This is a genomic window from Paenibacillus humicola (genome assembly GCF_028826105.1).
Taxonomy (GTDB): Bacteria; Bacillota; Bacilli; order Paenibacillales; family Paenibacillaceae; genus Paenibacillus_Z; species Paenibacillus_Z humicola.
The window spans coordinates 15,001-39,703 of sequence record NZ_JAQGPL010000001.1; the positions used below are offsets into that span (position 1 = coordinate 15,001).

28 protein-coding genes, 2 rRNA genes, 1 pseudogene and 1 riboswitch (1 of these 32 cut by a window edge) are annotated in these 24,703 nt (G+C 54.9%); of the genes and pseudogenes, 28 read left to right on the forward strand and 3 right to left on the reverse strand.

The genetic code is table 11. The features are described 5' to 3' along the window. Both PD282_RS00060 and rrf read left to right on the forward strand, forming a co-directional pair. Positions 1-1,264: ribosomal RNA gene (locus PD282_RS00060) — 23S ribosomal RNA — on the forward strand (it extends 1,673 nt beyond the left edge of the window). Between the two features lie 141 nt (positions 1,265-1,405). Beyond that, a 5S ribosomal RNA gene (gene rrf, locus PD282_RS00065) occupies positions 1,406-1,522 on the forward strand. Positions 1,523-1,595: 73 nt separating this feature from the next. Here the strand turns inward: rrf and PD282_RS00070 are convergent. Continuing rightward, positions 1,596-2,126, reverse strand: a complete 531-nt coding sequence (locus PD282_RS00070) for a transposase (RefSeq protein ID WP_274648384.1) — start codon at positions 2,124-2,126, stop codon at positions 1,596-1,598. 193 nt (positions 2,127-2,319) lie between these two features. On the opposite strand from PD282_RS00070, the gene PD282_RS00075 reads away from it, so the two are divergent. The 10 genes from PD282_RS00075 to rsmI all read left to right on the forward strand — a co-directional run bounded on the left by PD282_RS00075 (position 2,320) and on the right by rsmI (position 9,821). Next, entirely contained in the window at positions 2,320-2,508 is a 189-nt protein-coding gene (locus PD282_RS00075) for a sigma factor G inhibitor Gin (RefSeq protein WP_274648385.1), read from the forward strand. A 155-nt stretch (positions 2,509-2,663) separates the two neighbouring features. Further along, the gene (locus PD282_RS00080) at positions 2,664-4,154 is read left to right on the forward strand and encodes an aminotransferase class I/II-fold pyridoxal phosphate-dependent enzyme (RefSeq protein ID WP_274648386.1); all 1,491 of its coding nucleotides are present in this window, start codon (positions 2,664-2,666) and stop codon (positions 4,152-4,154) included. 67 nt (positions 4,155-4,221) lie between these two features. Next, complete coding sequence (tmk, locus tag PD282_RS00085) at positions 4,222-4,878, forward strand: dTMP kinase (protein ID WP_274648387.1); 657 nt, start codon at positions 4,222-4,224, stop codon at positions 4,876-4,878. A gap of 147 nt (positions 4,879-5,025) precedes the next feature. Continuing rightward, positions 5,026-5,355 (forward strand): cyclic-di-AMP receptor, encoded by a 330-nt coding sequence (locus PD282_RS00090; protein ID WP_274648388.1) that lies wholly within the window; start codon positions 5,026-5,028, stop codon positions 5,353-5,355. 19 nt (positions 5,356-5,374) lie between these two features. Next, on the forward strand, positions 5,375-5,818 hold the full coding sequence (locus PD282_RS00095; protein ID WP_274648389.1) for a YaaR family protein: 444 nt from the start codon (positions 5,375-5,377) through the stop codon (positions 5,816-5,818). Positions 5,819-5,836: 18 nt separating this feature from the next. Continuing rightward, positions 5,837-6,814, forward strand: coding sequence for a DNA polymerase III subunit delta' (gene holB / locus PD282_RS00100; protein WP_274648390.1), 978 nt, complete (start codon positions 5,837-5,839; stop codon positions 6,812-6,814). Positions 6,815-6,818: 4 nt separating this feature from the next. Then, positions 6,819-7,619 carry a PSP1 domain-containing protein gene (locus tag PD282_RS00105; RefSeq protein ID WP_274648391.1) on the forward strand — a complete coding sequence of 267 codons (801 nt, stop codon included), beginning with the start codon at positions 6,819-6,821 and terminating at the stop codon, positions 7,617-7,619. 87 nt (positions 7,620-7,706) lie between these two features. Next, positions 7,707-8,075 carry an initiation-control protein YabA gene (locus PD282_RS00110; protein ID WP_420832334.1) on the forward strand — a complete coding sequence of 123 codons (369 nt, stop codon included), beginning with the start codon at positions 7,707-7,709 and terminating at the stop codon, positions 8,073-8,075. A gap of 65 nt (positions 8,076-8,140) precedes the next feature. Further along, complete coding sequence (locus PD282_RS00115) at positions 8,141-8,950, forward strand: tRNA1(Val) (adenine(37)-N6)-methyltransferase (protein ID WP_420832258.1); 810 nt, start codon at positions 8,141-8,143, stop codon at positions 8,948-8,950. Further along, positions 8,928-9,821 (forward strand): 16S rRNA (cytidine(1402)-2'-O)-methyltransferase, encoded by an 894-nt coding sequence (gene rsmI / locus PD282_RS00120; RefSeq protein WP_274648394.1) that lies wholly within the window; start codon positions 8,928-8,930, stop codon positions 9,819-9,821. Before PD282_RS00115 ends, rsmI begins: the two co-directional genes overlap by 23 nt. Positions 9,822-9,934: 113 nt before the next feature. On the opposite strand, the gene PD282_RS00125 is transcribed toward rsmI, so the two are convergent. Further along, positions 9,935-10,189 carry an AbrB/MazE/SpoVT family DNA-binding domain-containing protein gene (locus tag PD282_RS00125; RefSeq protein WP_274648395.1) on the reverse strand — a complete coding sequence of 85 codons (255 nt, stop codon included), beginning with the start codon at positions 10,187-10,189 and terminating at the stop codon, positions 9,935-9,937. Between the two features lie 277 nt (positions 10,190-10,466). Here PD282_RS00125 and PD282_RS00130 point away from each other — a divergent pair, with 277 nt between their 5' ends. From PD282_RS00130 to PD282_RS00195, 14 genes and pseudogenes are all read left to right on the forward strand, one after another. Then, positions 10,467-11,777, forward strand: coding sequence for an HD domain-containing protein (locus PD282_RS00130; protein ID WP_274648396.1), 1,311 nt, complete (start codon positions 10,467-10,469; stop codon positions 11,775-11,777). Positions 11,778-11,793: 16 nt separating this feature from the next. Further along, the gene (locus PD282_RS00135; protein WP_274648397.1) at positions 11,794-12,570 is read left to right on the forward strand and encodes a TatD family hydrolase; all 777 of its coding nucleotides are present in this window, start codon (positions 11,794-11,796) and stop codon (positions 12,568-12,570) included. 189 nt (positions 12,571-12,759) lie between these two features. Next, positions 12,760-12,969, forward strand: a riboswitch (cyclic di-AMP (ydaO/yuaA leader). 319 nt (positions 12,970-13,288) lie between these two features. Next, a complete protein-coding gene (locus PD282_RS00140) occupies positions 13,289-14,362 on the forward strand; it encodes a ubiquitin-like domain-containing protein (RefSeq protein WP_420832259.1) in 1,074 nt (357 codons plus the stop codon). Between the two features lie 115 nt (positions 14,363-14,477). Then, positions 14,478-15,041, forward strand: coding sequence for a ribonuclease M5 (gene rnmV / locus PD282_RS00145; RefSeq protein WP_274648399.1), 564 nt, complete (start codon positions 14,478-14,480; stop codon positions 15,039-15,041). Further along, the gene (rsmA, locus tag PD282_RS00150; RefSeq protein ID WP_274648400.1) at positions 15,038-15,985 is read left to right on the forward strand and encodes a 16S rRNA (adenine(1518)-N(6)/adenine(1519)-N(6))-dimethyltransferase RsmA; all 948 of its coding nucleotides are present in this window, start codon (positions 15,038-15,040) and stop codon (positions 15,983-15,985) included. The genes rnmV and rsmA overlap by 4 nt, the downstream gene beginning before the upstream one ends. A gap of 141 nt (positions 15,986-16,126) precedes the next feature. Beyond that, positions 16,127-17,008 (forward strand): sporulation peptidase YabG, encoded by an 882-nt coding sequence (gene yabG, locus PD282_RS00155; protein ID WP_274648401.1) that lies wholly within the window; start codon positions 16,127-16,129, stop codon positions 17,006-17,008. A 151-nt stretch (positions 17,009-17,159) separates the two neighbouring features. Further along, positions 17,160-17,432, forward strand: a complete 273-nt coding sequence (gene veg, locus PD282_RS00160) for a biofilm formation stimulator Veg (protein ID WP_274648402.1) — start codon at positions 17,160-17,162, stop codon at positions 17,430-17,432. 188 nt (positions 17,433-17,620) lie between these two features. Next, positions 17,621-17,770 (forward strand): annotated as a pseudogene (locus tag PD282_RS00165) (small, acid-soluble spore protein, alpha/beta type); the annotation flags it as partial. A gap of 685 nt (positions 17,771-18,455) precedes the next feature. Beyond that, entirely contained in the window at positions 18,456-19,310 is an 855-nt protein-coding gene (gene ispE, locus PD282_RS00170) for a 4-(cytidine 5'-diphospho)-2-C-methyl-D-erythritol kinase (RefSeq protein ID WP_274648403.1), read from the forward strand. Between the two features lie 83 nt (positions 19,311-19,393). Beyond that, positions 19,394-20,221, forward strand: coding sequence for a pur operon repressor (gene purR / locus PD282_RS00175; protein ID WP_274648404.1), 828 nt, complete (start codon positions 19,394-19,396; stop codon positions 20,219-20,221). Between the two features lie 84 nt (positions 20,222-20,305). Next, positions 20,306-20,689, forward strand: a complete 384-nt coding sequence (locus PD282_RS00180; RefSeq protein ID WP_274648405.1) for a RidA family protein — start codon at positions 20,306-20,308, stop codon at positions 20,687-20,689. Positions 20,690-20,827: 138 nt separating this feature from the next. Then, positions 20,828-21,112: a septation regulator SpoVG gene (spoVG, locus tag PD282_RS00185; RefSeq protein ID WP_018759486.1), complete on the forward strand. Its 285-nt coding sequence runs from the start codon at positions 20,828-20,830 to the stop codon at positions 21,110-21,112. 158 nt (positions 21,113-21,270) lie between these two features. After that, positions 21,271-22,674: a bifunctional UDP-N-acetylglucosamine diphosphorylase/glucosamine-1-phosphate N-acetyltransferase GlmU gene (gene glmU / locus PD282_RS00190; protein WP_274648406.1), complete on the forward strand. Its 1,404-nt coding sequence runs from the start codon at positions 21,271-21,273 to the stop codon at positions 22,672-22,674. Between the two features lie 104 nt (positions 22,675-22,778). Further along, on the forward strand, positions 22,779-23,423 hold the full coding sequence (locus tag PD282_RS00195; RefSeq protein WP_274648407.1) for a 50S ribosomal protein L25: 645 nt from the start codon (positions 22,779-22,781) through the stop codon (positions 23,421-23,423). Positions 23,424-23,494: 71 nt separating this feature from the next. Here PD282_RS00195 and PD282_RS00200 read toward each other — a convergent pair whose 3' ends face one another. Next, positions 23,495-23,695 carry a hypothetical protein gene (locus tag PD282_RS00200; protein ID WP_274648408.1) on the reverse strand — a complete coding sequence of 67 codons (201 nt, stop codon included), beginning with the start codon at positions 23,693-23,695 and terminating at the stop codon, positions 23,495-23,497. A gap of 143 nt (positions 23,696-23,838) precedes the next feature. On the opposite strand from PD282_RS00200, the gene pth reads away from it, so the two are divergent. Together pth and PD282_RS00210 are read left to right on the forward strand one after the other, a co-directional pair. After that, positions 23,839-24,399: an aminoacyl-tRNA hydrolase gene (gene pth / locus PD282_RS00205; protein WP_274648409.1), complete on the forward strand. Its 561-nt coding sequence runs from the start codon at positions 23,839-23,841 to the stop codon at positions 24,397-24,399. A gap of 54 nt (positions 24,400-24,453) precedes the next feature. Then, complete coding sequence (locus PD282_RS00210; RefSeq protein ID WP_274648410.1) at positions 24,454-24,684, forward strand: anti-sigma-F factor Fin; 231 nt, start codon at positions 24,454-24,456, stop codon at positions 24,682-24,684. The last annotated feature ends 19 nt before the right edge of the window (positions 24,685-24,703 follow it).

Genomic DNA, 24,703 nt, shown 5'->3' on the forward strand with positions numbered 1-24,703 from the left:
ACAGGTAGGCGAGCAGAGTATGCTAAGGCGCGCGGAAGAACTCTCGTTAAGGAACTCGGCAACATGACCCCGTAACTTCGGGAGAAGGGGTGCCTCGGTAGGGTGAATAGCCCGAGGGGGCCGCAGTGAAAAGGCCCAAGCGACTGTTTAGCAAAAACACAGGTCTGTGCGAAGCCGTAAGGCGAAGTATACGGGCTGACGCCTGCCCGGTGCTGGAAGGTTAAGGGGAGCGGTAAGCCGCAAGGCGAAGCTGTGAACCGAAGCCCCAGTAAACGGCGGCCGTAACTATAACGGTCCTAAGGTAGCGAAATTCCTTGTCAGGTAAATTCTGACCCGCACGAATGGCGTAACGACTTGGGCGCTGTCTCAACGAGAGATCCGGTGAAATTTTAATACCTGTGAAGATGCAGGTTACCCGCGACAAGACGGAAAGACCCCATGGAGCTTTACTGCAGCTTGATATTGGACTTTGGTACGATCTGTACAGGATAGGTGGGAGCCTAAGAAGCCGGAGCGCCAGCTTCGGTGGAGGCGCCGTTGGGATACCACCCTGATCGTATCGGAGTTCTAACCTGCTACCCTGAAACGGGTAGAGGGACCGTGTCAGGCGGGCAGTTTGACTGGGGCGGTCGCCTCCTAAAGCGTAACGGAGGCGCCCAAAGGTTCCCTCAGAATGGTTGGAAATCATTCGAAGCGTGTAAAGGCAGAAGGGAGCTTGACTGCGAGACCGACAAGTCGAGCAGGGACGAAAGTCGGGCTTAGTGATCCGGTGGTACCGCATGGAAGGGCCATCGCTCAACGGATAAAAGCTACCCTGGGGATAACAGGCTTATCTCCCCCAAGAGTCCACATCGACGGGGAGGTTTGGCACCTCGATGTCGGCTCATCGCATCCTGGGGCTGAAGTAGGTCCCAAGGGTTGGGCTGTTCGCCCATTAAAGCGGTACGCGAGCTGGGTTCAGAACGTCGTGAGACAGTTCGGTCCCTATCTGTCGCGGGCGCAGGAAATTTGAGAGGAGCTGTCCTTAGTACGAGAGGACCGGGATGGACGTACCGCTGGTGTACCAGTTGTTCCGCCAGGAGCACCGCTGGGTAGCCAAGTACGGACGGGATAAGCGCTGAAAGCATCTAAGCGTGAAGCCCCCCTCAAGATGAGATTTCCCAGTATGTAAGACCCCTGGAAGACGACCAGGTTGATAGGTTCGAGGTGGAAGCGCGGCAACGTGTGCAGCTGACGAATACTAATCGGTCGAGGGCTTATCCTATCGGTGTTCACGGACACGTGAACGCCGCTTCGGAAGACCAGCTAAAGAATTGATCGGATGTTCGTATCCAGTTTTCAGGGTGTAACGCCCTGAAACAGTTGGACGGATTGAGCGCAAGCTCGAACCGAGTTCAACACCCCGTTTGGTGGCGATGGCGGAGGGGAACCACGCGTACCCATCCCGAACACGACCGTTAAGCCCTCCAGCGCCGATGGTACTTGGACCGCAGGGTCCTGGGAGAGTAGGACGTCGCCAAGCAGCACGAAACCGATTCGCTAAATGCGAGTCGGTTTTTTTGTTTTCGTCTCTTCTCAATACCGGTCAACACCGGTCAACGGTGGTAATAACTCACTTCCTTACCATGAAGCATGACGACTCCACTACGTTTTTCCTTTCGAAGCATGTGAAGAATGACAATGCGCGGGGTAATGAACCATAGATGCCAGATGAGGAAGCTCATGAAGAGTGATTCTGCGGCCCATGGGTAAATAAGACCGGTCGTGCAAATACCCAGCCCCAGCAAATGCCGGTCAAGCCGCCGGAGCAGCGCCAGTTCGATCGGCGCAGTCGGGATATAGCCGGCCCACGGCAGCTGCAGCCGCCAGCCCCAGCGCTGCCCTGTGGTTTCATTTAGCCTCCATAACGTAAGACGAATAATTCCGATCTGCAAAAGCAGCACACCGCATAATCCGACCAGAAAAGGAATCACTCCTTTGATTCCGTAACTGACAAGCTCATAAGCAAGCAAGATCAGCAGCGAAATGCTGTGGCTCCATTTTAGCTCGCTGCGGATGTTGATTTTTCGGATGAGCTGATATTGGTAGATCGTCGCTTCCATCTGCTCGGCGAGCGTGCCCCGCATGCGTACATCAAGCCCTTTCGTTTCAGCTAAAACAAGTATCGGAAAATGAACTCTTATTCTGAAGGCACCTTTTGGGCTCCTCCAACATAAAATAAATTACTATTTGAAATAGGCTATGAAAATGTATATGCTGCTAGTCTATGTGCCATAATAATAGCAATGGATTAATTTGTGCCTGTGAGGTGAAGAATCAATGATTGAGGAAAACCCGTCTAATTTTTGTATTATTTGCGGCAATGAACGATCGGAAGGCATTCGCATTGTCAATGAATTTATTTGCGAATCATGCGAAATTGAAATGGTGAAAACGGAAGTGCAGGATGCCAAATATCCTTTTTTTATCCATCAGCTCAAACGAATATGGCTTCGAAAAAATGCCTGAATCCCAGCAGCAATCCAACCTCATTCGCTCGAATTGAAACCGTCGAGAAAATGAGGTTTATTTGTCTCCACTCGCCTGTCTCCATTCGCGTTTATGCCGTTTGTCGGGTATGATGAAAGGAAGACAAACCGCTTATTCATGAGGGAGTAAGGCAGATGAATACCAAAGGGAATCGGTGGCAAATACCGCTAGCGGCAGCAGTAACTCATCACGCGGACTCCAAGCCGGTCAGCTTTCACGTACCCGGACATAAGTTTGCGCAGTCCATTCAAAAATTGGCGTCCGATCTGCCGCGCGTTTGGTCCGCAATGCATGCGGCCATGTCGATTGATGTAACAGAGCTGTCGGATACGGACGATCTGCACGCGCCGGCTGGTGCGATTGCGGAAGCGCAGCGACTTGCGGCGGACAGCTTCGGTGCGGAGCGCACCTATTTTCTCGTAGGCGGAAGTACGGCGGGCAATCTTGCGCTGCTGCTCGCCTGCTGTGAACCGGGCGATGTCATCATCGTACAGCGCAATGTGCACAAATCAGTGCTGAACGGGCTTGCTTTGGCCGGAGCCCAAACGGTTTTCGTTACTCCCCGCAGAGATGAATCCACGCAGTTGGATGTCGTGCCGGAGCTAGCGGACATCGAAGAAGCATTGACTCGTTATCCGGAAGCGAAAGCCGTTTTTCTCACCAACCCTTCCTATTACGGATTTTGCGTCGATCTGGCACCATACGCGGAATTTGTCCATAATCGCCATAAACTGCTTTTGGTCGACGAAGCGCATGGCGCTCATTTCGGCCGGCATCCGCGCTTTCCAAGGTCTGCCGTACATGCGGGGGCCGATGCGGTCGTTCAATCGACGCATAAGACGCTGACGGCACTTACCATGGGAGCGATGCTCCATATTCAGGGGAATCGATTAGATCATCAGGCGGTCAAACGGGCTTTATCGATGATACAAAGCTCCAGCCCGTCGTATCCGATTATGATTTCGCTCGATATTGCCCGGGCAATGGTGGATTATTACGGGCCGGCTTTGTTTGAAAAGGGAATTGAAACGGCAGACCGACTGCGGCACGCGATTAAACATTCGGAGCGCTTCAAGCTGGTCGAATCGTGCGATCGGTTGATCCGGACGGATCCGCTGCGAATCGTATTCATGGACAGAACAGGCTTATTGTCGGGTTATGAAATACTTTCGGCGCTCGAGCGGAAGGGCTGCTGGGCCGAAATGGCCGATGCAGAGCATGTCGTTCTCGTGGTCGGCATGGAGTCCGGCGACGAGGATGCGACAAGACTACTTGCAGCGTTAAATGAGATAGCCGAGGAATCGAGAGGTTCGTCGAAACCGGCTTTTGAACGTGAAAAAGCAAGTCTGTTATGGAACGGTAGCCGTATTTCCGAGCCTATTCGAATGAGTCGCAATAAATACGCCGAGCATGAAATCGAGACTGTCGAACTTGGCCGGGCAGCCGGACGTATATCGGCTGATCTTGTCATTCCGTATCCGCCGGGCATTCCAATCTTATTTCCCGGGGAAGAAATTTCGCCGGAGCTGGTTTCTTATGTCGAAGCTTTGCGGTCGTTAGCTGCCAAATGTCAGGGAACTGCCGACCCATCGCTGCAAACGCTGGCCGTCCTGCGTATCAGATGAACGTTTACGTGTCGAATACGCTTTGTTATGATGAATTTATTAACTTTCTTCGAAGGGATTTTGCAGGGTGTCGAATCGAAAACGTTTTATTTCGGTGGAAGGCGGCGAAGGAGCCGGGAAAACGACCTTGATCGAAGGCTTGTCGAAGCTTCTCCGTGAAAAGGGCATACGCGTCGTCACGACGCGCGAGCCGGGCGGCATCCCAATCGCCGAGCAGATTCGCAAGGTTATTCTGGACCCGGCCAATACGCTTATGGAAGCGAGGACGGAAGCGCTACTGTACGCCGCGGCGCGCAGGCAGCATTTGGTCCAAAAAGTGATTCCCGCTCTGGAAGAAGGCGCGGTTGTCATTTGCGACCGGTTTGTCGACAGCTCGCTGGCTTATCAAGGGTACGCGCGGGGACTTGGCATTGAACAGGTATGGGCCGTAAACCGGTTTGCCGTAGAAGGGGCCATGCCGATGCTGACGCTTTGGCTCGATCTGGAGCCGGAAGCCGGGCTGCGCCGCATTCACAGCGCAAACGAGCGGGAAATCAACCGGCTAGACCTGGAGGAATTAACGTTTCACCAGCGGGTACGGGAAGGCTATCAAATGGTGTACGAACGAGATACACAGCGCATTATTCGTTTGGATGCGGAAAAACCGCAAAAAGCGCTGATAAATGAAGCTTTTCAAATTATTGAAGCAAAATTTGGAGGATTATCGGCAGTCGATGTCAAATAAATAAAGTATGGCGTCATTGACAATCGGCGTCATACCGGATTTTGCCGGGAGGGCACCTTACTTATGTTTTGCCGCTGAAGCTCCGTTTTAACGGGCGGCGGTACACAAGGGAAACCCGGCGCTACAATTCGATTGGGAGGGATTAAGATGAAGTTGGTGATCGCGATCGTGCAGGACAAGGACAGCAACCGTTTGTCGAATGCGCTCGTGCGGGAAGGGTTCAGGGCCACAAAGCTTGCCAGTACGGGCGGGTTCCTGCGTGCCGGCAACACGACGTTCATGGTCGGCATCGAGGATGAGCGCGTGCATGAAGTGCTTCAGGTCATCCGCCTTAACTGTAAAGTGCGTGATCAGCTCGTTTCCCCCGTCTCACCGATGGGCAGCACGACGGATGCCTACATTCCGTTTCCGGTTGAAGTCCAGGTGGGAGGCGCGGCGGTATTCGTCGTTCCGGTCGAACGTTTCGAACACTTCTAAAATTTGGACGTGAATACGAATGAAAATAAACCCGGGGTGGCGACCGCTCGGGCAGGATCGCGCATTAGCGGATCATGGGTCGAAAACGGCACAGCCGAAGCTTTTTTCGGATATGCTCCAGAATCAGGATCAACAGCGCACGATGGAAGAGCTTCAGCTGAAGCTTGCGGATATCCATCGTCAGGGAGAACGGCTGTCGCGCTCGATGACGGTGCGGGAGCTGAATCTCTATCGCCGAATGGTCAAGCATTTTCTCGAGGATACGGTTAAACGCGGCGTCGGAACCAAAGAAACGCGGGGTTTCGACCGCCGCGGCCGGGTCAAAAAGTACAAGCTGCTGGAGGAAATTGATGCTTCGCTGCTGGCGATGGGCGATGAGCTGCTGCAAAGCGAAGAGGGACGGCTTGAGCTGCTGCAAAAAATCGGGGATATCCGCGGCTTGCTTATTAATTTGTTTTTTTAAAGAAAGGAACGAAGCATCATGAGCATTGCGCAGATTGCCGGGCAGCCGAAAGCGAAACGGATCCTGCAGCATGCACTCCGTACGGGAAAAGTGTCGCATGCTTACTTATTCAGCGGGCCGGCAGGGAGCGGACGGATGAAGATGGCGGAAGCGTTCGCCAAAGCGCTTTTTTGCACGGAGGGCGGCGGCGACGCTTGCGGCCGATGTCTGGCCTGCCGCAAATTCGAGCACGGCAACCAGCCGGACCTGCACCGTGTGGAGCCGGACGGCAATTCGATCAAAATCGAGCAAATTCGCGAGCTTCAGCGAGAGCTTGCTTACCGTAATACCGGTTCCGAACGCAAAATCTATATCGTGACCAAAACCGAATCGATGACGCTTCAGGCGGCGAACAGCCTGCTGAAGTTTCTGGAAGAGCCCCAAACGCCCGTCGTCGCCATTCTCCTGGCGGAAAACGTACAGGCGGTGCTGCCCACCATCCGTTCCCGAACCCAGTGGATCCCTTTTACGCCGCTCGCACCGCAGCAGATGCTGCAAACGCTAGTCGACGAAGGTGCACCTCCGCTGCTTGCATCCGCGGCCGTTCATTTGGCCAACGGACTTGATGCCTGCCGGGAAATCATCCAGCAGAATGGGTTTGCAGAAACAAGAAACGTAGTGATACAATTAGGCAAGGACAGTCTAACCCGATTCACCGCGGCGATGATGTCCGCCCAGCAGCACATATTCAAAACGGATCTAGGGGAACAGCCGCAGCTGCTGCTTTCCCTACTCGTCTTATGGTATAAAGATATGATTCATTTTCAAGCAGGCAGACAGGATGCGATCGTGTTCCGCGATCAGCTCGAATGGGTCGGCAAGCACGCGTTCGAACGTTCGGCGGACGGCTGGGTGCGGTGCATCGAGCATACGCTGGAAACAGGGAAACGAATTCGCGCGCACGTATCGCCGCAGCTTGCATTCGAGCAGCTGTTCATCCGCATACAGGAGGGGTGAGTGATTGTACAACGTCGTAGGCGTGCGCTTTAAGAAAGCGGGCAAGATCTACTATTTCGATCCGGTCGATTTTCCGGTCGGCAAGGATCAGCATGTCATTGTCGAAACGGCCAGAGGCGTCGAATACGGGAAGGTCGTTGTCGGGCAGAAGCAAGTCGGTGAATCGGATGTTGTCCTGCCGCTCAAAAAAGTGATTCGGATTGCCGGCGACCAGGACGCAAAGGTCGTCGAAGAGAATAAATCGGCGGCGCGTAATGCGTTTGCCACCTGTATCGAGAAAATTAAAGATCATCAGCTTAAAATGAAGCTTGTCGACGTGGAGTTCACGTTCGACCGAAATAAAATTATCTTTTATTTCACGGCCGAGGGGCGGGTCGATTTCCGGGAGCTTGTCAAAGACCTGGCCAGCGTATTCCGTACTCGGATCGAGCTGCGTCAGATCGGCGTACGGGACGAAGCGAAAATGCTCGGCGGCATCGGACCGTGCGGCCGCGTGCTCTGCTGTTCGTCCTGGCTGGGAGATTTCGAGCCGGTTTCGATCAAGATGGCGAAGGATCAGAACCTGTCGCTGAATCCGACAAAAATTTCCGGTTTATGCGGAAGGCTGATGTGCTGTCTCAAATATGAGCACGATAATTATGAAAGCACGAGGGAAGAGCTGCCGGGCGTCGGCAAGATCGTCATCACTTCCTTCGGGGAAGGCAAAGTCACCGGCTTGAACGCCGGCACCAAAACCGTATTTGTCCAGCTGTTCGACGGCGGGAAGCCGAAGGAACTGGCGCTCGAGGACGTCGTCGTCAAATAAAGCCAAACCCTTGGCAAATCCGATCGTCCGAAGCCGATCAGTCTTTGGGGTGGGAGAACCTTGAACAAGAAAGATATTTTTATCCAAATGGACGAGCTTGAAACCCACATGGGAACCCTGCATGCCGATCTCGGCGAGCTGAAACAGCGGGTCAAGGAGCTGCTGGAAGAAAATAAACGGCTCAGTATTGAAAATCAGCAGCTTCGCAAGCTGTTTAAGCGTGAGACCGCCTTCGAGACCATCGAGGAGGATTTGGGTGAAACGGCAGCGGCAGCGTCTCCGGACGCTTTTTCGGCCCGAATGCCGGCATCCGTCGACCAGCTGGCTGTCGGGGAAGGCTACGACAATCTGGCCAGGCTGTATTATGAAGGCTTTCATATTTGCAACTTGTATTACGGACATTTAAGGACCGAAGGCGACTGCTTGTTCTGCCTGTCCTTTCTGAATAAAGATTGAGTGCGACAAGGCCTGGGCACATTCCGGGTCTTGTTTTTATTACGTATTGACATCCAAGTGGAATAATGAGGAGAAGCGATGCCGTGTCGAACGACGTTACGATTGAACCGAATGAACGAGTGGACGATCTCTTAACCCGCCGTCTTCATATTATTCAAAGCCGGGAAGTGTTCAGCTTCTCCATGGATGCCGTCCTTCTGGCCCGGTTCGCCGGCGTTCCGCCCCGGGGACGCGTGCTTGACTTGTGTACCGGCAACGGGGTCATTCCGCTCATCCTGACGACGAGGACGAAGGCGCCGATTGACGGTGTCGAAATTCAGCCGAAGCTCGCGGACATGGCGCGCCGCAGCGTAAGGATGAATAGGCTGGAGAACCGGATCCAGATCTTTGAAGGGGATTTGCGTTTGTTTCATCTCCAATGCGGGTACGGTATATATGATGCCGTTACGGTCAATCCGCCTTACATACCGGCAGGTACGGGCGAGCCGAATGAAAATCCGTATGTCGCGACGGCGAGACATGAATTGAACGGCACATTGGATGAAATTATACAAGCATGCGCAAGGCTCGTCAGAACGGGCGGACGCGTATCGCTCGTTCATAAACCGTCCCGATTCGTGGAAATCGTGGATACGCTGCGTAAATGGAAGCTCGAGCCCAAACGGATCCGTTTCGTTCATCCCTATGTTGATGCGGAAGCGAATATGGTGCTGATCGAAGCGATCAGGGACGCGAAACCCGACGTCAAGCTGCTGCCGCCTTTGATTGTTTATAATGAAGAAAGACATTATCATGAAGAGATTTTACGGATTTATTACGGGAACAACGACCGGGACGCAAGGGGGGACCAGGATGAAGGTGCAGCGAAGCTTTGAATCGGGGAACGCCGAAGCGCGGCGGCAGGGGATGCTGTATCTGGTCGGCACGCCGATCGGCAATTTGGAGGATATGACCTTTCGCGCCATCCGGACGCTGAAGGAAGCCGATCTGATTGCGGCAGAGGATACCCGGCAAACCCGGAAGCTGCTGACCCATTTTGAAATCGGGACGCGGCTGGTCAGTTATCACGAGCATAATAAAGAGGCGAGCGGCGCGGAGCTGATCCGGCTTATGGAGGAAGGGCATCAAATCGCGCTCGTCAGCGATGCGGGGCTTCCGGCGATATCCGATCCGGGGGCTGATTTGGTGGCGGCCGCGGTCGAGAGGGACATTCCGGTCGTGCCGGTTCCGGGAGCCAATGCCGCCTTGTCCGCCCTCATCATGTCCGGGCTTTCAACGGACCGGTTCGTTTTTGCCGGCTTTCCACCGCGCGAACGGAAACCGCTTCATGAATGGCTGCAGCGGCTGCGCATGCAGGAAGGGACCGTCATTGTCTACGAATCGCCGCACCGCATCGCGAAGACCTTAAACGTCATGCTCGAGCTTTGGGGCGACAGGCGAGCCGCCATGATTCGGGAGCTGACCAAGCGGCATGAAGAAGCGGTTCGCGGGACGATTTCCGAATGTCTAACATGGCTGAGCGAGCATCCGCCGCTCGGGGAATATTGTCTGGTGGTCGACGGCGCAGGCGAGGAGGAACGGGCAGAACGTCAAGACGAAGCCCGCTGGTGGAAGGAGATCAGCGTCGCCGAGCACGTGCAGCGTTACGAAGCGGAGACGGGCGACCGCAAGGAAGCGATCAGGAAAGCGGCACAGGACCGGGGTCTTCCGAAGCGTGAAGTCTACAACGAATTGATGCGAAAATAAAAAAGGACCTTCCTAAGCGGGTTCTGGCTCAGGAAGGCAGTAAGGAGTATAAAAAAGGTTAGAATTAACAAGTTCGGTAAATGTATTATAACCTATAATTTCATTTTTGTCTCTTATTTTGTAATCGGGGAAGGCATTTCGCTCAAACAAACGTTGCAGACGATTTTTCCTTTGAAGTAAGTGACATTTTCGGCATTGCCGCAAAAGATGCAGGCCGGTTCATATTTCTTGAGCATGATCCGTTCGCCGTCTACATAAATTTCAAGCGCGTCTTTCTCGCCGATACCAAGCGTGCGGCGCAGTTCGATCGGGATTACGACACGGCCGAGTTCATCAACTTTACGAACGATACCAGTGGATTTCATCATGAACCTATTTTCTCCTCTCAGGTGGTAATTCGCCAGTGTTCGACAAAATTCTATCTTTTCTTGTATCTATAGTACCAACGTTTCCCATAATAGTCAACCACATTTTAACCGGAAATATTGGGCACTTTGCCCTTCAGACCATTGTTTAGGGGGATTATTGTTCAATGGGGGCTGTAATAGGGAATAGACATTTGGAAATCCATTTGCGACATTTTTCGACATATATTCGACTAATATTGTCGAAATGGTGTCCTATTGTCGAATCGGAGGGAAGAGCATGAATCTTAGGCATCCGCCGCTTGCGGAAGAGAAAGTATTTAAAGATCCCGTCCATAAATATATCTATGTGCAGGAAAATTTAATCTGGAAACTGATCAATACGCAGGAATTTCAGCGGCTTCGGCGGATCCGGCAGCTCGGCACGTCGTATTTGACGTTCCATGGCGCGGAGCACAGCCGCTTCTCGCATTCGCTGGGCGTCTATGAAATTACGCGAAAAATCATCTCTCAATTCGAACGGAGCGCTTACCCGGACTGGCCCCGGGAAGAAAAGCTGATCGCGCTCTGCGCAGCGCTCCTCCACGATGTCGGACACGGTCCTTTTTCCCACTCGATCGAGCAGATATTCGACACGAGCCATGAGGCGTGGACATGCCGCATCTTGCTGGAAAATACCGAGATCAACCGCGTGCTGCGCGAATATGATCCATCGCTTCCAGAGCATGTAGCCGGCGTCATCCGCAAAACGTACGACCGCCCCATTGTGATCAGTCTCGTATCGAGCCAAATGGATGCCGACCGAATGGATTATCTGCTGCGGGACGCTTATTTTACCGGCGTAAACTACGGCACATTCGACCTGGACCGGATTCTCCGCGTGCTTCGCCCCTATCAAGGGCGAATTGTTGTCAAAGAGAGCGGCATGCATGCCGTTGAAGATTATCTCATGTCGCGCTACCAAATGTATTGGCAGGTCTATTTCCATCCGGTGACGCGGAGCTCCGAGATCATACTTCGGCAAATATTTCGCAGAGCGAGCGAATTATATGGGGGTGACTATCCCTTTCGTTTCATATTGGATCCGCTTAGACGGCTGCTGGATGGCACGCTGGGCGTTGACAGCTACCTGGCGCTCGACGAGGCGCTGGTGCAGTCCGTCTTTATGCAGTGGACAAGCGAGCCGGACCCGCGGCTCTCGGCGCTGTGCCGCCGGTTCCTTCACCGCAGGCTGTACAAGTACATTGCGATGGAAGACGCGGACGACGGGCTTTGGGAAGAAATTCGAAGCGAGTTTATTGCCGCCGGCCTGGACCCCGAATACGACCTGGAAATCGACTTTCCCTACGATATGCCTTATGATGTATATCGTCCGGGAGCGCGATCGCTTACGGAAAAGGACGAAAAACCGCCCATTCTGCTCCTTGACGGAGAGGGCCGTCTGTCCGAAATCTCCGAGCGTTCCGAAATCGTTCGTTCTATCACGGGCCTTCATCAGGGCAAATACCATATCTATTACCCTGAGGAAACGGTGCGTGAATCAGCGCATTTGTTTCGTCCGCATATTCGTGCATTTTTCGGTTTCTTATAGAAAGGGGAATAGGATGATGCAGCCGCTATTAATCGACACGCATACTCACCTGGATTCGCATAAGTTCGACGACGACCGCGCGGAAATGATCGAAAGAGCGCGGGCAGCCGGCGTCCATATGCTGGTCAATATCGGCTTTAACCGCGAAACGATTCCATCCACGATCGCGCTTGCCGAGCAGTACGATTTTATTTATGCAGCTGTCGGCTGGCATCCCGTCGACAGCATCGACATGAAGCCGGAGGATTTGGAATGGATCGCATCGCTGTGCGATCATCCGAAGGTGGTGGCAATCGGCGAAACGGGCCTGGATTATCATTGGGATACGTCTCCTAAAGAGGTTCAGCACCGCGTTTTCCGCGAACAGATCCGGTTGGCCAGGCAGAAAAAAAAGCCGATCGTCATTCATAACCGCGACGCTCACGAAGATATCGTCCGGCTGCTGCAGGAAGAAAAAGCAAGCGAAGTAGGGGGCATCATGCACTGCTTTTCCGGCAGCTGGGAGACGGCGAAAAAGTGCATGGAGATGAATTTCTATATTTCCTTCGGCGGACCGGTTACGTTCAAGAACGCCCGCGTGCCGAAAGAAGTGCTGGCCCGCGTCCCTTTGGACAGGCTGCTGATCGAAACGGATGCGCCATATTTGGCTCCGCACCCCCATCGCGGAAAACGAAACGAGTCCGCATTCGTTCGTCTGGTAGCCGAGACGGCAGCGGAAATAACAGGGAAAACACTGGAAGAAATTTCAAAAATCACAACGGAAAATGCCAAAAAATGTTATGGAATTGAATGAATCAAGCTTATATCGCAAGGATTCGGGACTTTTCAAGCGAAAAAACTGATTTTGACGGAAGATATTGCGCGTATACCGTCTTATTTTCCTGTAAATTCGTTAAAATCGTCCTTAATCGCTTCTTTACAATGCGAAGCAAAAGACGGTATGATTCTTTTCAGAAAGTTTTGAAACTGAAAAACGGATTTCAAACCATTATCGCTTAATCTCCGGAAGCGGAGAGCGGGGGAACCACATGCTGCAGAAGGAAGGCCCTTACGCGGACCGTACTGAAGCATCGAATTCTTCTAGGGGTGAATTTCGCAGGCAGGCGCACCGGTGCGCCGGGCACAGGCGAATAGGGCGGCTCTCTCGCCCGAACCCGACAGCTAACCTCGCAAGCGTTCAAAGAGAGATCAACCTCGTGCAGCCAATCCATGGTCCGATTTCATTGCGGAAGCCACGAAACAGATCCTCTGTCATTCGGGGCTTCTTTATTTTTTGGTTAATATTGCTTTACCCGATGACATAGGGTTTTATCATGGAGGTGAGCTTTGGGGAAACCCGAAGAGCGTGTCTGCACGCAAATCATTATAGTCGCGTCAAATGTATCATGCGTAACACTCGACGGCGGGGCTATGTAAGGAGGACCGAAGAAGTGGGCGTATTCCCGTTTAAGGACACCCATGGTAAACGATCATCCAGCATGTCTTTCGCATTGCGATGGAAGCATGAGAACGTGCGTTTAATTGTGCTAAGCGCTCTGATCTCAATCGCTATGACTTTCATGTTTCTGGTGTTGTTGTACGGAACGGCTTCTGCTGACAAGCACGTCTCCGTAGTAGTGAATGGACGCGAGAGCCTGGTCTCCACCAAGGAGCGGGTCCTGCAACGCCTACTGGATGAACAAGCCATCACGATTGGACCGCATGACAAAGTGTCCATGCCGCTGAATGCGGAAGTAAAGGACGGGGACAGGGTCGTCATCGATAAAGCGGTTCCGGTCGTCGTGAAGGCCGACGGCAAGGTTAGAACGTTGTACACGACAGAAAGAACGGTACAGGGAGCGATCGAGGAAGCTCATTTGTTGGTACGGCCTCAGGATAAGGTGTTCCCTGCTCCCGAGACCTCAGTGAAGCCGAATATGGCGGTTCGGGTGACCCGGATCGACAAGAAATATTCCGAGAACCGGTATACGCTGCCTTTCAGCGTCATCAAGAAGGAAGATCCGAAGCTTGAAAAGGGCAGTCAAAAGGTCGTCAGAACCGGTAAAAAAGGCACCGTTGTGAAGCGATATGAAAACATTTTCGCGGACGGCGTGCTCGTGTCCCAGTCGATGGTGGCGAAGCTGATGCAGACCGACAAGAAGGATCAGATCGTCGCGGTCGGCACGAAAAAGCCGGAGCCCAAAGTTACCGTGCTCTCGGCCAGATCACCGAGCGTTCAGACGCTGACGAAGCGGGGCATAACGGTTAATGCTAAGAAAGTGTTACGAAACGTGACGCTGACCGCCTATACCGCAGACGCAGCCTCAACCGGCAAGAGCGAGTCGCACCCGCTGTACGGGGTTACGGCTTCGGGGACGCACGTTGAGGAAGGGCGCACGATCGCCGTCGACCCGGATGTTATTCCGCTCGGCTGGTGGGTCTATATCGAAGGCATCGGCTTCCGGCGTGCGGAGGATACGGGCAGCGCGATCAAAGGCAGTAAGATCGACGTCTACTTTGAGAACGAATCGTATGCCAACAAATTCGGCCGGAAACGGGGCTACACCGTGTATGTCATCGGTCCGAAAAAACCGGAAGCCGTATAGCGAACCGGTTGTGATTTATTCATATTCGTAATTCGAATCGAAATATGCCATGATAAGAAGAGGCGCTTGCCTCTTCTTTTTGCAGTTTGTCTGAAGGGAATGATCGGCTTATCTTATGATCAACGAAATCATTGTCGTCGAAGGGAAGGACGACACCGTCGCGATCAAGCGGGCGGTGGAGGCCGAGACGATTGAGACGGGCGGCTCCGCCGTTGGAGAAGACGTGCTGCGGCGGGTGGCGCTTGCCAGGCAGCGCCGGGGCGTCATTATTTTCACCGATCCGGACCATGCCGGAGAACGGATCCGCAAAATCGTCGCGCAGCGGGTGCCCGGCTGCAAGCATGCGTTTCTCCCGCAGGAGGAAGCCCTGTATAAAGGCGATATCGGCGTCGAGAACGCATCGCCGGAAGCGATACGGCGCGCGCTGTCGAGCGTGAGGACCGAGGTGCCGGAATCGGAAAGCCTGTCCGCGCCGGAAATTTCGTGGGACGATCTTATGCAGGCCGGGCTGGTTGTGCATTCCGAAGCGTCGGACAGGCGGCTGCGCATGGGCAATCTGCTCGGTATCGGCTACGCGAACGGGAAACAGTTTTTCAAGCGGTGCACGATGTTCCGCATCACCAAGGCCGAATTTGCGGCGGCGCTCCAGCGAATGGAACGGGAATTGGAGGACGAATGAACGACGAACGGACGCCCCGGCGGCAGAGCGGCGGCAGGCCCGTACTGGCGGAAGACAGGGCGGTACAGGACATCGCCACGCCCAGACGGACGCGCGATCTGATCGCGAAGCACGGCTTCACCTTTAAGAAAAGCCTCGGCCAGAACTTTCTGGTCGACCAAAATATTTTGCGCAAAATCGTAGCGGCCGCCGAGCTGGATCAAACGAAGGGCGCGCTCGAGATCGGCCCCGGTATCGGCGCGCTGACGCAGCAGCTCGCGCTGGCCGCGGGTAAAGTGGCCGCCGTTGAAATCGACGATCGGCTCATCCCGATCCTGCGGGATACGCTGGCGGATACGCCGAACGTAAGCATCGAGCACGGTGACGTGCTGAAGCTCGATCTCGGCGCGCTGATCGCGCGGGAATTCGGCGGCCTGCAGGGCGTCAGCGTCGTCGCCAATCTGCCCTATTATGTCACGACGCCGATCCTGATGAAGCTGCTCGAAGAGAAGCTGCCGCTCGAGCATATCGTCGTCATGATTCAGAAGGAAGTGGCCGAGCGGATGGCGGCAAAGCCGGGCGGCAAAGAATACGGCAGCCTAAGCGTGGCCGTCCAATATTACTGCGTGCCCGAGCTCGTATGTATCGTGCCGCATACCGTCTTCATTCCGCAGCCGAACGTCGATTCGGCGGTCATCAAGCTGACGCTGCGGGACAAGCCGGCGGCGGACGTGACGGACGAGGAGCATTTTTTCCGGACCGTGCAAGCCTGCTTCGCCCAGCGGCGCAAAACGATTGCCAACAATTTGACGGCATTCGTCGGCAAAGACCGCCGCGGGCTTGTAGCGCCGCTGCTGGAGGGCTGCGGCATCGAGCCGTCGCGCCGGGGCGAGACGCTGACGCTGCACGAATTCGCCGCGCTCAGCCGCGCGCTGATCGAAGCGGGGCTGCCGCCGAAGCCGTAAGGCTCCTCTGGCCGCAGCAGCAGGGTTAAGTCGAAGCGGCACCATGACGAAGAGCGGCCCCAAGCGGCCGCTCTTTTTCATATTGGGAAGCGCACCATCGCCCCTGTCCGCCCATAGGATAGACGAAGAGGTGATTTGCCCATGAAGCAAGGGGACCTGGTCGTCCGCAAATCGTATGGCGGGGACGTGCTGTTTCGTATCGCGACATTGAATCAACAACGAGCTGTTCTGAAAGGTACGGACTACCGGCTGCTTGCGGATGCGCCGCTTCCCGATCTGTCGGTCGTGCGCGACCCCGAATATACGGGAGCGGCTGCGAAGGTTCGCATCAAAGTGAACGAATCGATGCGCCGCATTCAGGAGCAGCGCGACAAGCAGGTGCAGCATAACGAAAGCGAGCTTCGCAGGGAACTCAGCGAAAGCCAGCCGTATTTCGAGGTGCCGGGCAAAGTGCTGCATCTGGACGGAGATCCGAATTATTTGAAAAAAAGCATGCAGCTGTACACCCAGCTTCGGGTTCCGGCTTACGGTCTCCACGTGCACGAGTCGCAGATGGCCGAGACCGTCTTCCGGCTGCTGCCGCAGCTCAAGCCGGATATCGTCGTCATCACGGGCCATGACGGCGTGCTGAAAAATCGCGAGCAGAGCAGCATCTACAACCTGGGAAGCTACAAGAACTCGCAAAATTTCGTCAATGCGGTGCGCGTCGCCCGCGATTTTGAGAAAAGCCGCGACGGGCTGATCGTAGTGGCCGGCGCCTGCCAGTCGCACTACGAGGCGCTGCTGCAATCCGGCGCCAACTTCGCCAGCTCTCCGGGGAGGGTGCTTATTCATGCGCTGGATCCCGTTTACGTGGCGATTAAGGCCAGCTATACCTCCATTCGAGAGACGATCAATCTCGCCGATGTCATAAACGGCACCATCAGCGGCATCGACGGTGTAGGCGGCGTCGAAACGCTGGGCAAATACCGTGTCGGTCTGCCGAAGCCGAAATCGCTCAGCAGCGTGAAGGCAACTATATAATATGCCTCATTTCCGGTCATTTATGTATGCTGCAAGAAAAATTAGGTTTTTCTTTATTGACAATCCATTTGGTCCACTGTTATAATTATATTTTTTTGACAAACGACCTCTTTTCCGTTATAATGGACAAGGAAAGAGGTGGTAGTGGGCAATGGCAAAAAATGCGCTGTTGGAAATCAAACGCAGTTTGGAAGCCCATGTCGGCTCCAAGATTCGTCTTCGGGCAAACGGTGGTCGCCGAAAGACTATTGAGCGCACCGGTGTATTGGAAGAAACCTACCCTTCTGTTTTCATTGTCAAACTGGATCAGGAGCAGCATGCGTTTAAGCGTGTCTCCTACAGCTACGCGGATATTTTGACCGAGTCGGTCGAAGTGACCGTGGACAGGGATGACGGCCAGGTTCGCATTACGTATTTGCATTAAAACAAATGTTAGTCGCAGGGTATCAAGAACGGGTGCGGTTTTCCCGTTCTTTTTTGTTTTCCGCAGGGATGCTCCCCGGCCCGCGGTCCGTCGCGCATGAGACAGCCGTTTTCACGCATACTAACGGTAAAATCGAAGCGAAGGACAAGGAGGGTTTCATTGTGGGCCGCAGACAACGCAGAAGCATCATGAGCGAGCAGCTGAAGAACGAATTGGCAAAGGATCTCGGCTTTTACGATACGATTCAAAAAGAAGGCTGGGGCGGTATCAAGGCGAAGGACGCGGGCAACATGGTGAAGCGCGCGATCCAGCTCGCCGAGCAGGCGGCGGCGAAGCAGCACGCCCAGCAACCGCAGCCCCAGACGGCAGTGCAGCCGCACGCCCAGCAGCTGCAGCCTCAGACGGCAGTGCAGCCGCACGCCCAGCAGCTGCAGCCTCAGACGGCAGTGCAGCCGCACGCCCAGCAGCCACAGCCTCAAATGGCAGTGCAGCCGCCTGCCCGGCTGCGAACGGGTCAAGCGGCCGGCATTTACGGCGGCGGAGCCTACGAACCGATTCAGCCGCTAGCCGCCGCTTCCACTTTCACGGCCGCGCGGTCTGCCGGCCAAGGGACGTTCCGGCCGCAGCCGGGATTTGCAGCGCCGGCGTTCCAGCTGGCCCCTGCGCAGCATCAGACCGCTGCACAGCGGCCGCCGTTCCCCGCTCCCGCAGCGGCGGCAAGGGCGAATCCGGCTTCAGAACCGGCCGGATTCGCCGCGCAGCCGCCTTATACGGGGGCGGGCGCATACGGACAGACGCCGGCATATATGCGGCCGGCGGCGGCTTCCCGACCGGCGGAGCTGCAGCAGTAGCACGCCCGGCTGCATAGGGCGGCATACGGCCTGAAATGCAAGCAAAAGCGAAGATAGCCCTCGTTGACGGCATCGGAATGTCGTTCACAGGGCTTCTTCGCTTTTTTTGGCGGCATTTGTTAAAATAGCAGGTACATGAGTTCATCGTAAACGGACGGGTGAGAGACAACGCATGAAAGTATACGAAAAAGCGCCGGCAAAAATCAATCTCCTGCTCGACGTTTTGCGCAAACGCGAAGACGGGTTCCATGAGGTCGAAATGGTGATGACGATGGTCGATCTGGCCGACCGTCTGGAAATGGAAGAGCTTCCGCGGGACACCATTATTATTTCAAGCCAGGCCGGATATATTCCGCTCGACGAGAAAAACCTCGCCTTTCAGGCGGCCAAGCTGATCAAGGAGCGGTGCGACGTCCGCAAAGGCGTCTACATCCATCTGGACAAAAATATCCCGGTCGCGGCCGGTCTGGCCGGCGGCAGCAGCGACGCGGCCGCTACGCTCCGCGGATTGAACCGGCTCTGGGGTCTCGATATTTCCGAGGACGAGCTGTGTCGGCTCGGCGCGGAGCTCGGCTCGGACGTCCCATACTGCGTGACCGGCGGGACGGCCATTGCGCGCGGGCGCGGCGAGAAGCTGGAGCGGATCGCAAGTCCGCCGCAGTGCTGGGTCGTGCTCGCTAAACCGCCGATCAACGTCTCGACGGCGGACGTATACGGCAAGCTCCGGGCGTCGGAGCTGAAGCGCCATCCGTCCCTCTCCGGCATGCGGGCTGCGATTGAGGAAGGTTCGTTTTCCGGCATTTGCAGCCATCTCGGCAATGTGCTCGAGTCGGTCACGCTGCCGATGTATCCGGAAGTGATGCAGCTGAAGGACATTATGCGCCGGCTCGGCGCGGACGGGGTGCTGATGTCCGGCAGCGGGCCTACCGTTTTCGGGCTTGTGGGCAAGGAAGCGAAGGTGTCCCGCATTTATAACGGGCTCCGCGGTTTTTGCAAGGAAGTGTATGTGGTAAGAATGCTGACATGAAATGAACCTTCTTCTTGATTAAATCCGTATAAAAATGATATATTGTCAATATAATATTCGGATTTAAGCGGGGGGAGTATGCCTTGAAGAAGTTGAAACGCAGCGCCAGGTTAGTCGAAATGACGCAGTACCTGTTAAACCGCCCCCATACGTTAATTTCGCTCACAGCTTTCGCAGACCGATATCAATCCGCCAAGTCGTCCATCAGCGAAGATCTCGCCATCATCAAAGAAGTGTTCGAGGAGGAAGGGATCGGCGAGCTGCATACGCTGGCAGGCGCGGCAGGCGGAGTCAAATATACGCCGAAAATGAATCGTTCGGAGGCATTGACGATCATCCATCACGTATGCCGCCAGTTGGAGCAGCCGGAGCGGGTGCTGCCCGGCGGCTATTTGTATATGACCGACATGCTCGGCCAGCCGACCCTGCTGTCCGATGTCGGCCGCATGTTCGCGACGGCGTTTGCAGGCGCGGAGATCGACGTCATCATGACGGTGGAAACGAAAGGCATTCCGCTGGCCTATGCGACCGCCGCCTGTATGAACCTGCCGGTCGTTATCGTCCGCCGCGACAACAAAGTGACGGAAGGCTCGGCGGTCAGCATCAATTACGTATCGGGCTCGAACAAGCGCATTCAGACGATGTCCCTGGCGCGCCGCGCGCTCAAAGAGCAGTCGCGCGTGCTCATTATCGACGATTTCATGAAAGCGGGCGGCACCGTACAGGGCATGATGGATTTGCTGCACGAATTTAACGCCATGGTGGCGGGCGTCGGCGTATTCGTCGAGTCGGGCGAGCTCGGCACGGAGGAGCGGCTGCTGGAAGATTACGTTTCGCTCGCCAAGCTGACGGCCGTCGATCTGAAGACGAAGCATACGACCGTCGTGCCCGGCAATTTTTTCGAGGCTTGATGACCGGTTCATTTATTGAGGCTGCAGGGAGGCTCCTGTCAGGCCTGCAAGCTCGCCTATCACAACTTGAAGGAGAATGGAACGATGAAACAACAACCGCAAACGATTTCTACAACGAAGGCGCCGGCTGCGATCGGCCCGTATTCCCAAGCCGTTAAGCTGGGCAATCTGCTGTTTACGTCCGGACAAATTCCGCTGACTGTAAGCGGCGAGTTGATCGAAGGCGGAATCGAGGAGCAGACGCATCAGGTTTTCCGCAACTTGGAAGCCGTTTTGGCGGAGGCGGGCGCGACGTTCGCCGATGTCGTGAAGGCGACCGTATTCATTAAAGACATGAATCAGTTCGGTGCGGTCAACACCATTTACGCTTCTTATTTCGGCGACCATAAGCCGGCACGTTCCACCGTCGAAGTGGCGCGCCTGCCGAAGGACGTTCTTGTCGAAATTGAACTGATTGTCTCGATATAAGTCGAATCGCATCGAATAACTTTTGTTGGAAAAAAATAATTTAAAAGTCAGCATTAATTTTCCAAAATCATGAAGGATTTTGCACGGATGTGTGGAATTATACACCAAGTCTTCGATAGGCAAAGGTGGTGAACACAAGTGCAAATTACCGATGTCAGACTCCGCCGTGTAAATTCCGAAGGGCGCATGAAAGCGATCGCTTCCATCACCATTGACAATGAATTTGTCGTTCACGATATTCGTGTAATCGACGGCAACAATGGGATGTTCGTGGCCATGCCGAGCAAGCGGACTCCGGATGGAGAATTCCGCGATATCGCTCATCCGATTTCTTCGACAACCCGTGAGAAGATCCAGGCTGCCGTACTCGCTGAGTACGAACGTGCGGCGACGGAGGAAGAAGTTATTGAAGAAGGAGCGTAATGACGTAATGGATGGACGTCCAACAACCGGAATGTAACCGATTTCCGGGTTGTGGAAGATGAAGAGAGCCGGCAAGGCTCTCTTTTCTTTTACCCCGTTATACGCTATATTCAGGTAAGACTTAACGAAGATTGCGCTTGGGCCAGGAGGGACTTATGGTGAACGTGATGGCAATTATACTCGCGGCCGGACAAGGCAAGCGGATGAAATCGAAATTATACAAAGTGCTCCATCCGGTTTGCGGCAGGCCGATGGTCGGCCATGTGCTGCAGACGGTGAAGGAGGCGGACTGCCGGCGTACGGTCGTCGTTGTCGGCCACGGCGCCGAGGCGGTGCAGGCTTACGTCGGAGGCGATGCGGAATTTGTTCTTCAGGAGCAGCAGCTCGGTACCGGACATGCGGTGCTGCAGGCGCAGCCGCTGCTTGGCGAAGAAGAAGGGACAACCGTTATTTTGTACGGGGATACGCCGCTCGTGACGGCGAATACGATCAAGGATCTGCTGGCGAAGCACGAAGCCGCCGGCGCGGCGGCGACGGTGCTGACGGCCGTCGTGCCGAACCCGCAGGGGCTCGGCCGGATCATTCGCGGCGAAGACGGCCGCGTGCTGCGGATCGTCGAGCAGAAGGACTGTACGCCGGAGCAGGCGGCCGTTACGGAAATTAACACCGGCATGTACTGCTTTGACAACCGGAAGCTGTTCGCAGCCTTGTCCAAGGTAACGAATCACAATGCGCAGGGCGAATATTATTTGACGGACGTCCTGGAAATTTTGCACAGTTTGGGCGAAACGGTGGAGGCGCACATCGCCGATGATTATGCCGAAGGCGTCGGCGTCAACGACCGGGTCGGGCTGGCCGAAGCGGAGCAGCTGATGCGCGCCCGCATCGTGCGCCGCCATCAGCTGAACGGGGTTACGGTAATCGACCCGGCCTCCACTTATATTGAAGCGGACGTGATAATCGGTCCGGATTCGGTGATTTATCCCGGCACGACGCTGCGCGGCGCGACGACGATCGGCGAAGACTGCACGATCGGTCCGAATGCGGACATTTCCGGTTCGGCGATCGGCAGCGGCGTTACCGTCAAGCATTCGGTCGCGGACGGAGCGGTTATCGGAGATCAGACCTCGGTCGGTCCATACGCCTACCTGCGCCCCGGAACAAAGATCGGACGGGACTGCAAGGTCGGCGATTTCGTCGAAATCAAAAACGCCAGCCTCGGCGACGGTTCCAAAGTGTCCCACCTCAGCTATGTCGGCGACGCGGTCGTCGGCAAGGACGTCAATATCGGCTGCGGTGCGATTACGGCCAACTACGACGGCTTTAACAAATCGCTGACGGAAATTGGGGATCGCGCGTTTATCGGAAGCAACGTAAACTTGATCGCACCGGTAAAAATCGGCGACGGGGCCTATGTCGTGGCCGGCTCTACGATTACGCACGACGTTCCGTCCGGCGATCTGGCGATCGCGCGCGAACGCCAAACGAACAAGGAAGGCTACGCGGATAAAATCCGCGCCCGGGCCAAAGCGAAGAAGGAAAACGCGAAGCCGGGAATCTGACGTGCAGCGCGCGAGGAGCTTGGGGAACGGAACGGAATTCGTTTAAGGTCGCGGCGGAATGGGTATGAATATATGGAAATCTATTTGTCCAAGGAGGATTCCATATGGCCATATCTTTCAAAGCGCAAAGCCGCACCGTCGGTTCACGCAGCGAACTGAACCGAATGAGGCGCGAAGGCGTCGTACCCGGCGTCATCTACGGCAAAAAGCTGGATGAGCCGATTGCGGTCGGCGTGAGCGAGAAAGAGCTGCTCGCCCTGCTGCGGACGCATCCGCATGCGCTAATCGAGCTGGATGTGCCGGGCTCCGGCAAGCAGCCGGTTATGATGACGGAAGTTCAACGGGATTCGCTGACGCGAAACGTGCTTCATATCGATTTTCACCAAGTGAATATGAACGAAGCGGTCAGGACGCCGGTCCGGCTCGACTTCGTCGGAGATTCCAGAGGCGTCAGGGAAGGCGGTATCCTGCAGCCGATGCTGACCGAAATCGAGATCAGCTGCCTGCCGAATCAAATTCCGGAGGCGATCGAGGCCGACGTCTCGGGGCTGGGAATCGGCGAGAATCTGCTTGTAAGCGATTTGAAGCTCCCGGAGGGCGTCACGACTCGGCTCGATGCCGACCAGGTGGTCGTCACGGTCCTCGTGCCGCAGAAGGATTTGACGGCGGAGGAAGCGGAGAACGCGGCGGTCGAGGAAGCGGAGCACGACCAGCGGGCGAAGGAAGCGGATGCGGTGCAGGCGGAATAAGCATGTCGAAAAGGGCTGCGTGTTAACGCAGCCCTTTTTATATGGGGTTGCCATTTTGCAGACGATCGAATTTAATACCCCGGACGGGAAACGAAGGTAAACTGCTTCCGGTTGTAGAACACATTGTTAACCTTAATGTAGGAGGGGCTGTACTGCTCGATGTAGCCGATGTCGCTGTGCTCTTTGCCCCAATAAATTTGGACGGGAACCTGATGGTCGTGATGATCCTTGAAATGCAGGTCTTCGAAAATCATTTGTCCGTTCAAATACATTGAAGACGCTCCTTTAATATAGAATAGGTTCGGCTTTTCGTTTGCCGTCTCTATACATATGACACTTGGCGGCGATCTTTCGTTGCATCTAATTACAAAAATATTACAAACTAAGTTTACCAACGTTTGGGAGTGAATTTCAAATGAAATGGATTGTCGGACTCGGCAACCCCGGCACCACGTATCAAAACACCCGGCACAATGTCGGCTTCATGGCCGTAGATGCTTTTGCGAAGCGTCACAGCATCAGCGTCACCCAAAACAAGTGCAAGGCGCTGCTTGGCGAAGGCCATGTCGGCGGCACGAAGGTCGCGCTGCTGAAGCCGATGACGTATATGAATCTATCGGGCGAAACGGTTCGCGGCTACCTGGATTATTTTAAAGCCGATCTGGCCGACCTGATTGTCGTGTACGACGATCTGGATACGGAAATCGGCAAAATCCGGCTGCGCTACCAAGGCGGTCCCGGCGGGCACAATGGCATCAAGTCGATCATTCAGCATACCGGCACGCAGCAGTTCAACCGGATCCGGATGGGGATCTCGAGACCCGCGCCCGGCGTCAACATCGCCGATTACGTGCTGTCGAATTTTCCGAAGGCCGAAGCGGACCGCGTAAGCGCAATGGTGGACGAGACGTGCGACGCGCTCGAGTTCGCGCTGACTCATCCTTTCGACCAGACGATGGCCAAATATAACCGTTAGTTTGGGGCCGGTTGGGGCATACTGGGGGTATAACAAACCTTCAGGAGGCATAATATGGCTGTGAATTATATTTGCCGGCACTGCCGCACGGCGATTGGATCGATTGCGGACGCCGGCGTATCGGAAATGCAGCTCGGGTTCCATTTCTTGACCCCCGAAGAACGCAGCGATATAATAGCGTATAATCCAAATGGCGACGTCACCGTGAAAGTGATTTGCGACTACTGCCGCGAAGCGCTGGAAGCGAATCCGGAGCTGTCGCTTGTCACCAATCCGCTGCAATGAGCGTATTCTAACATTCGCG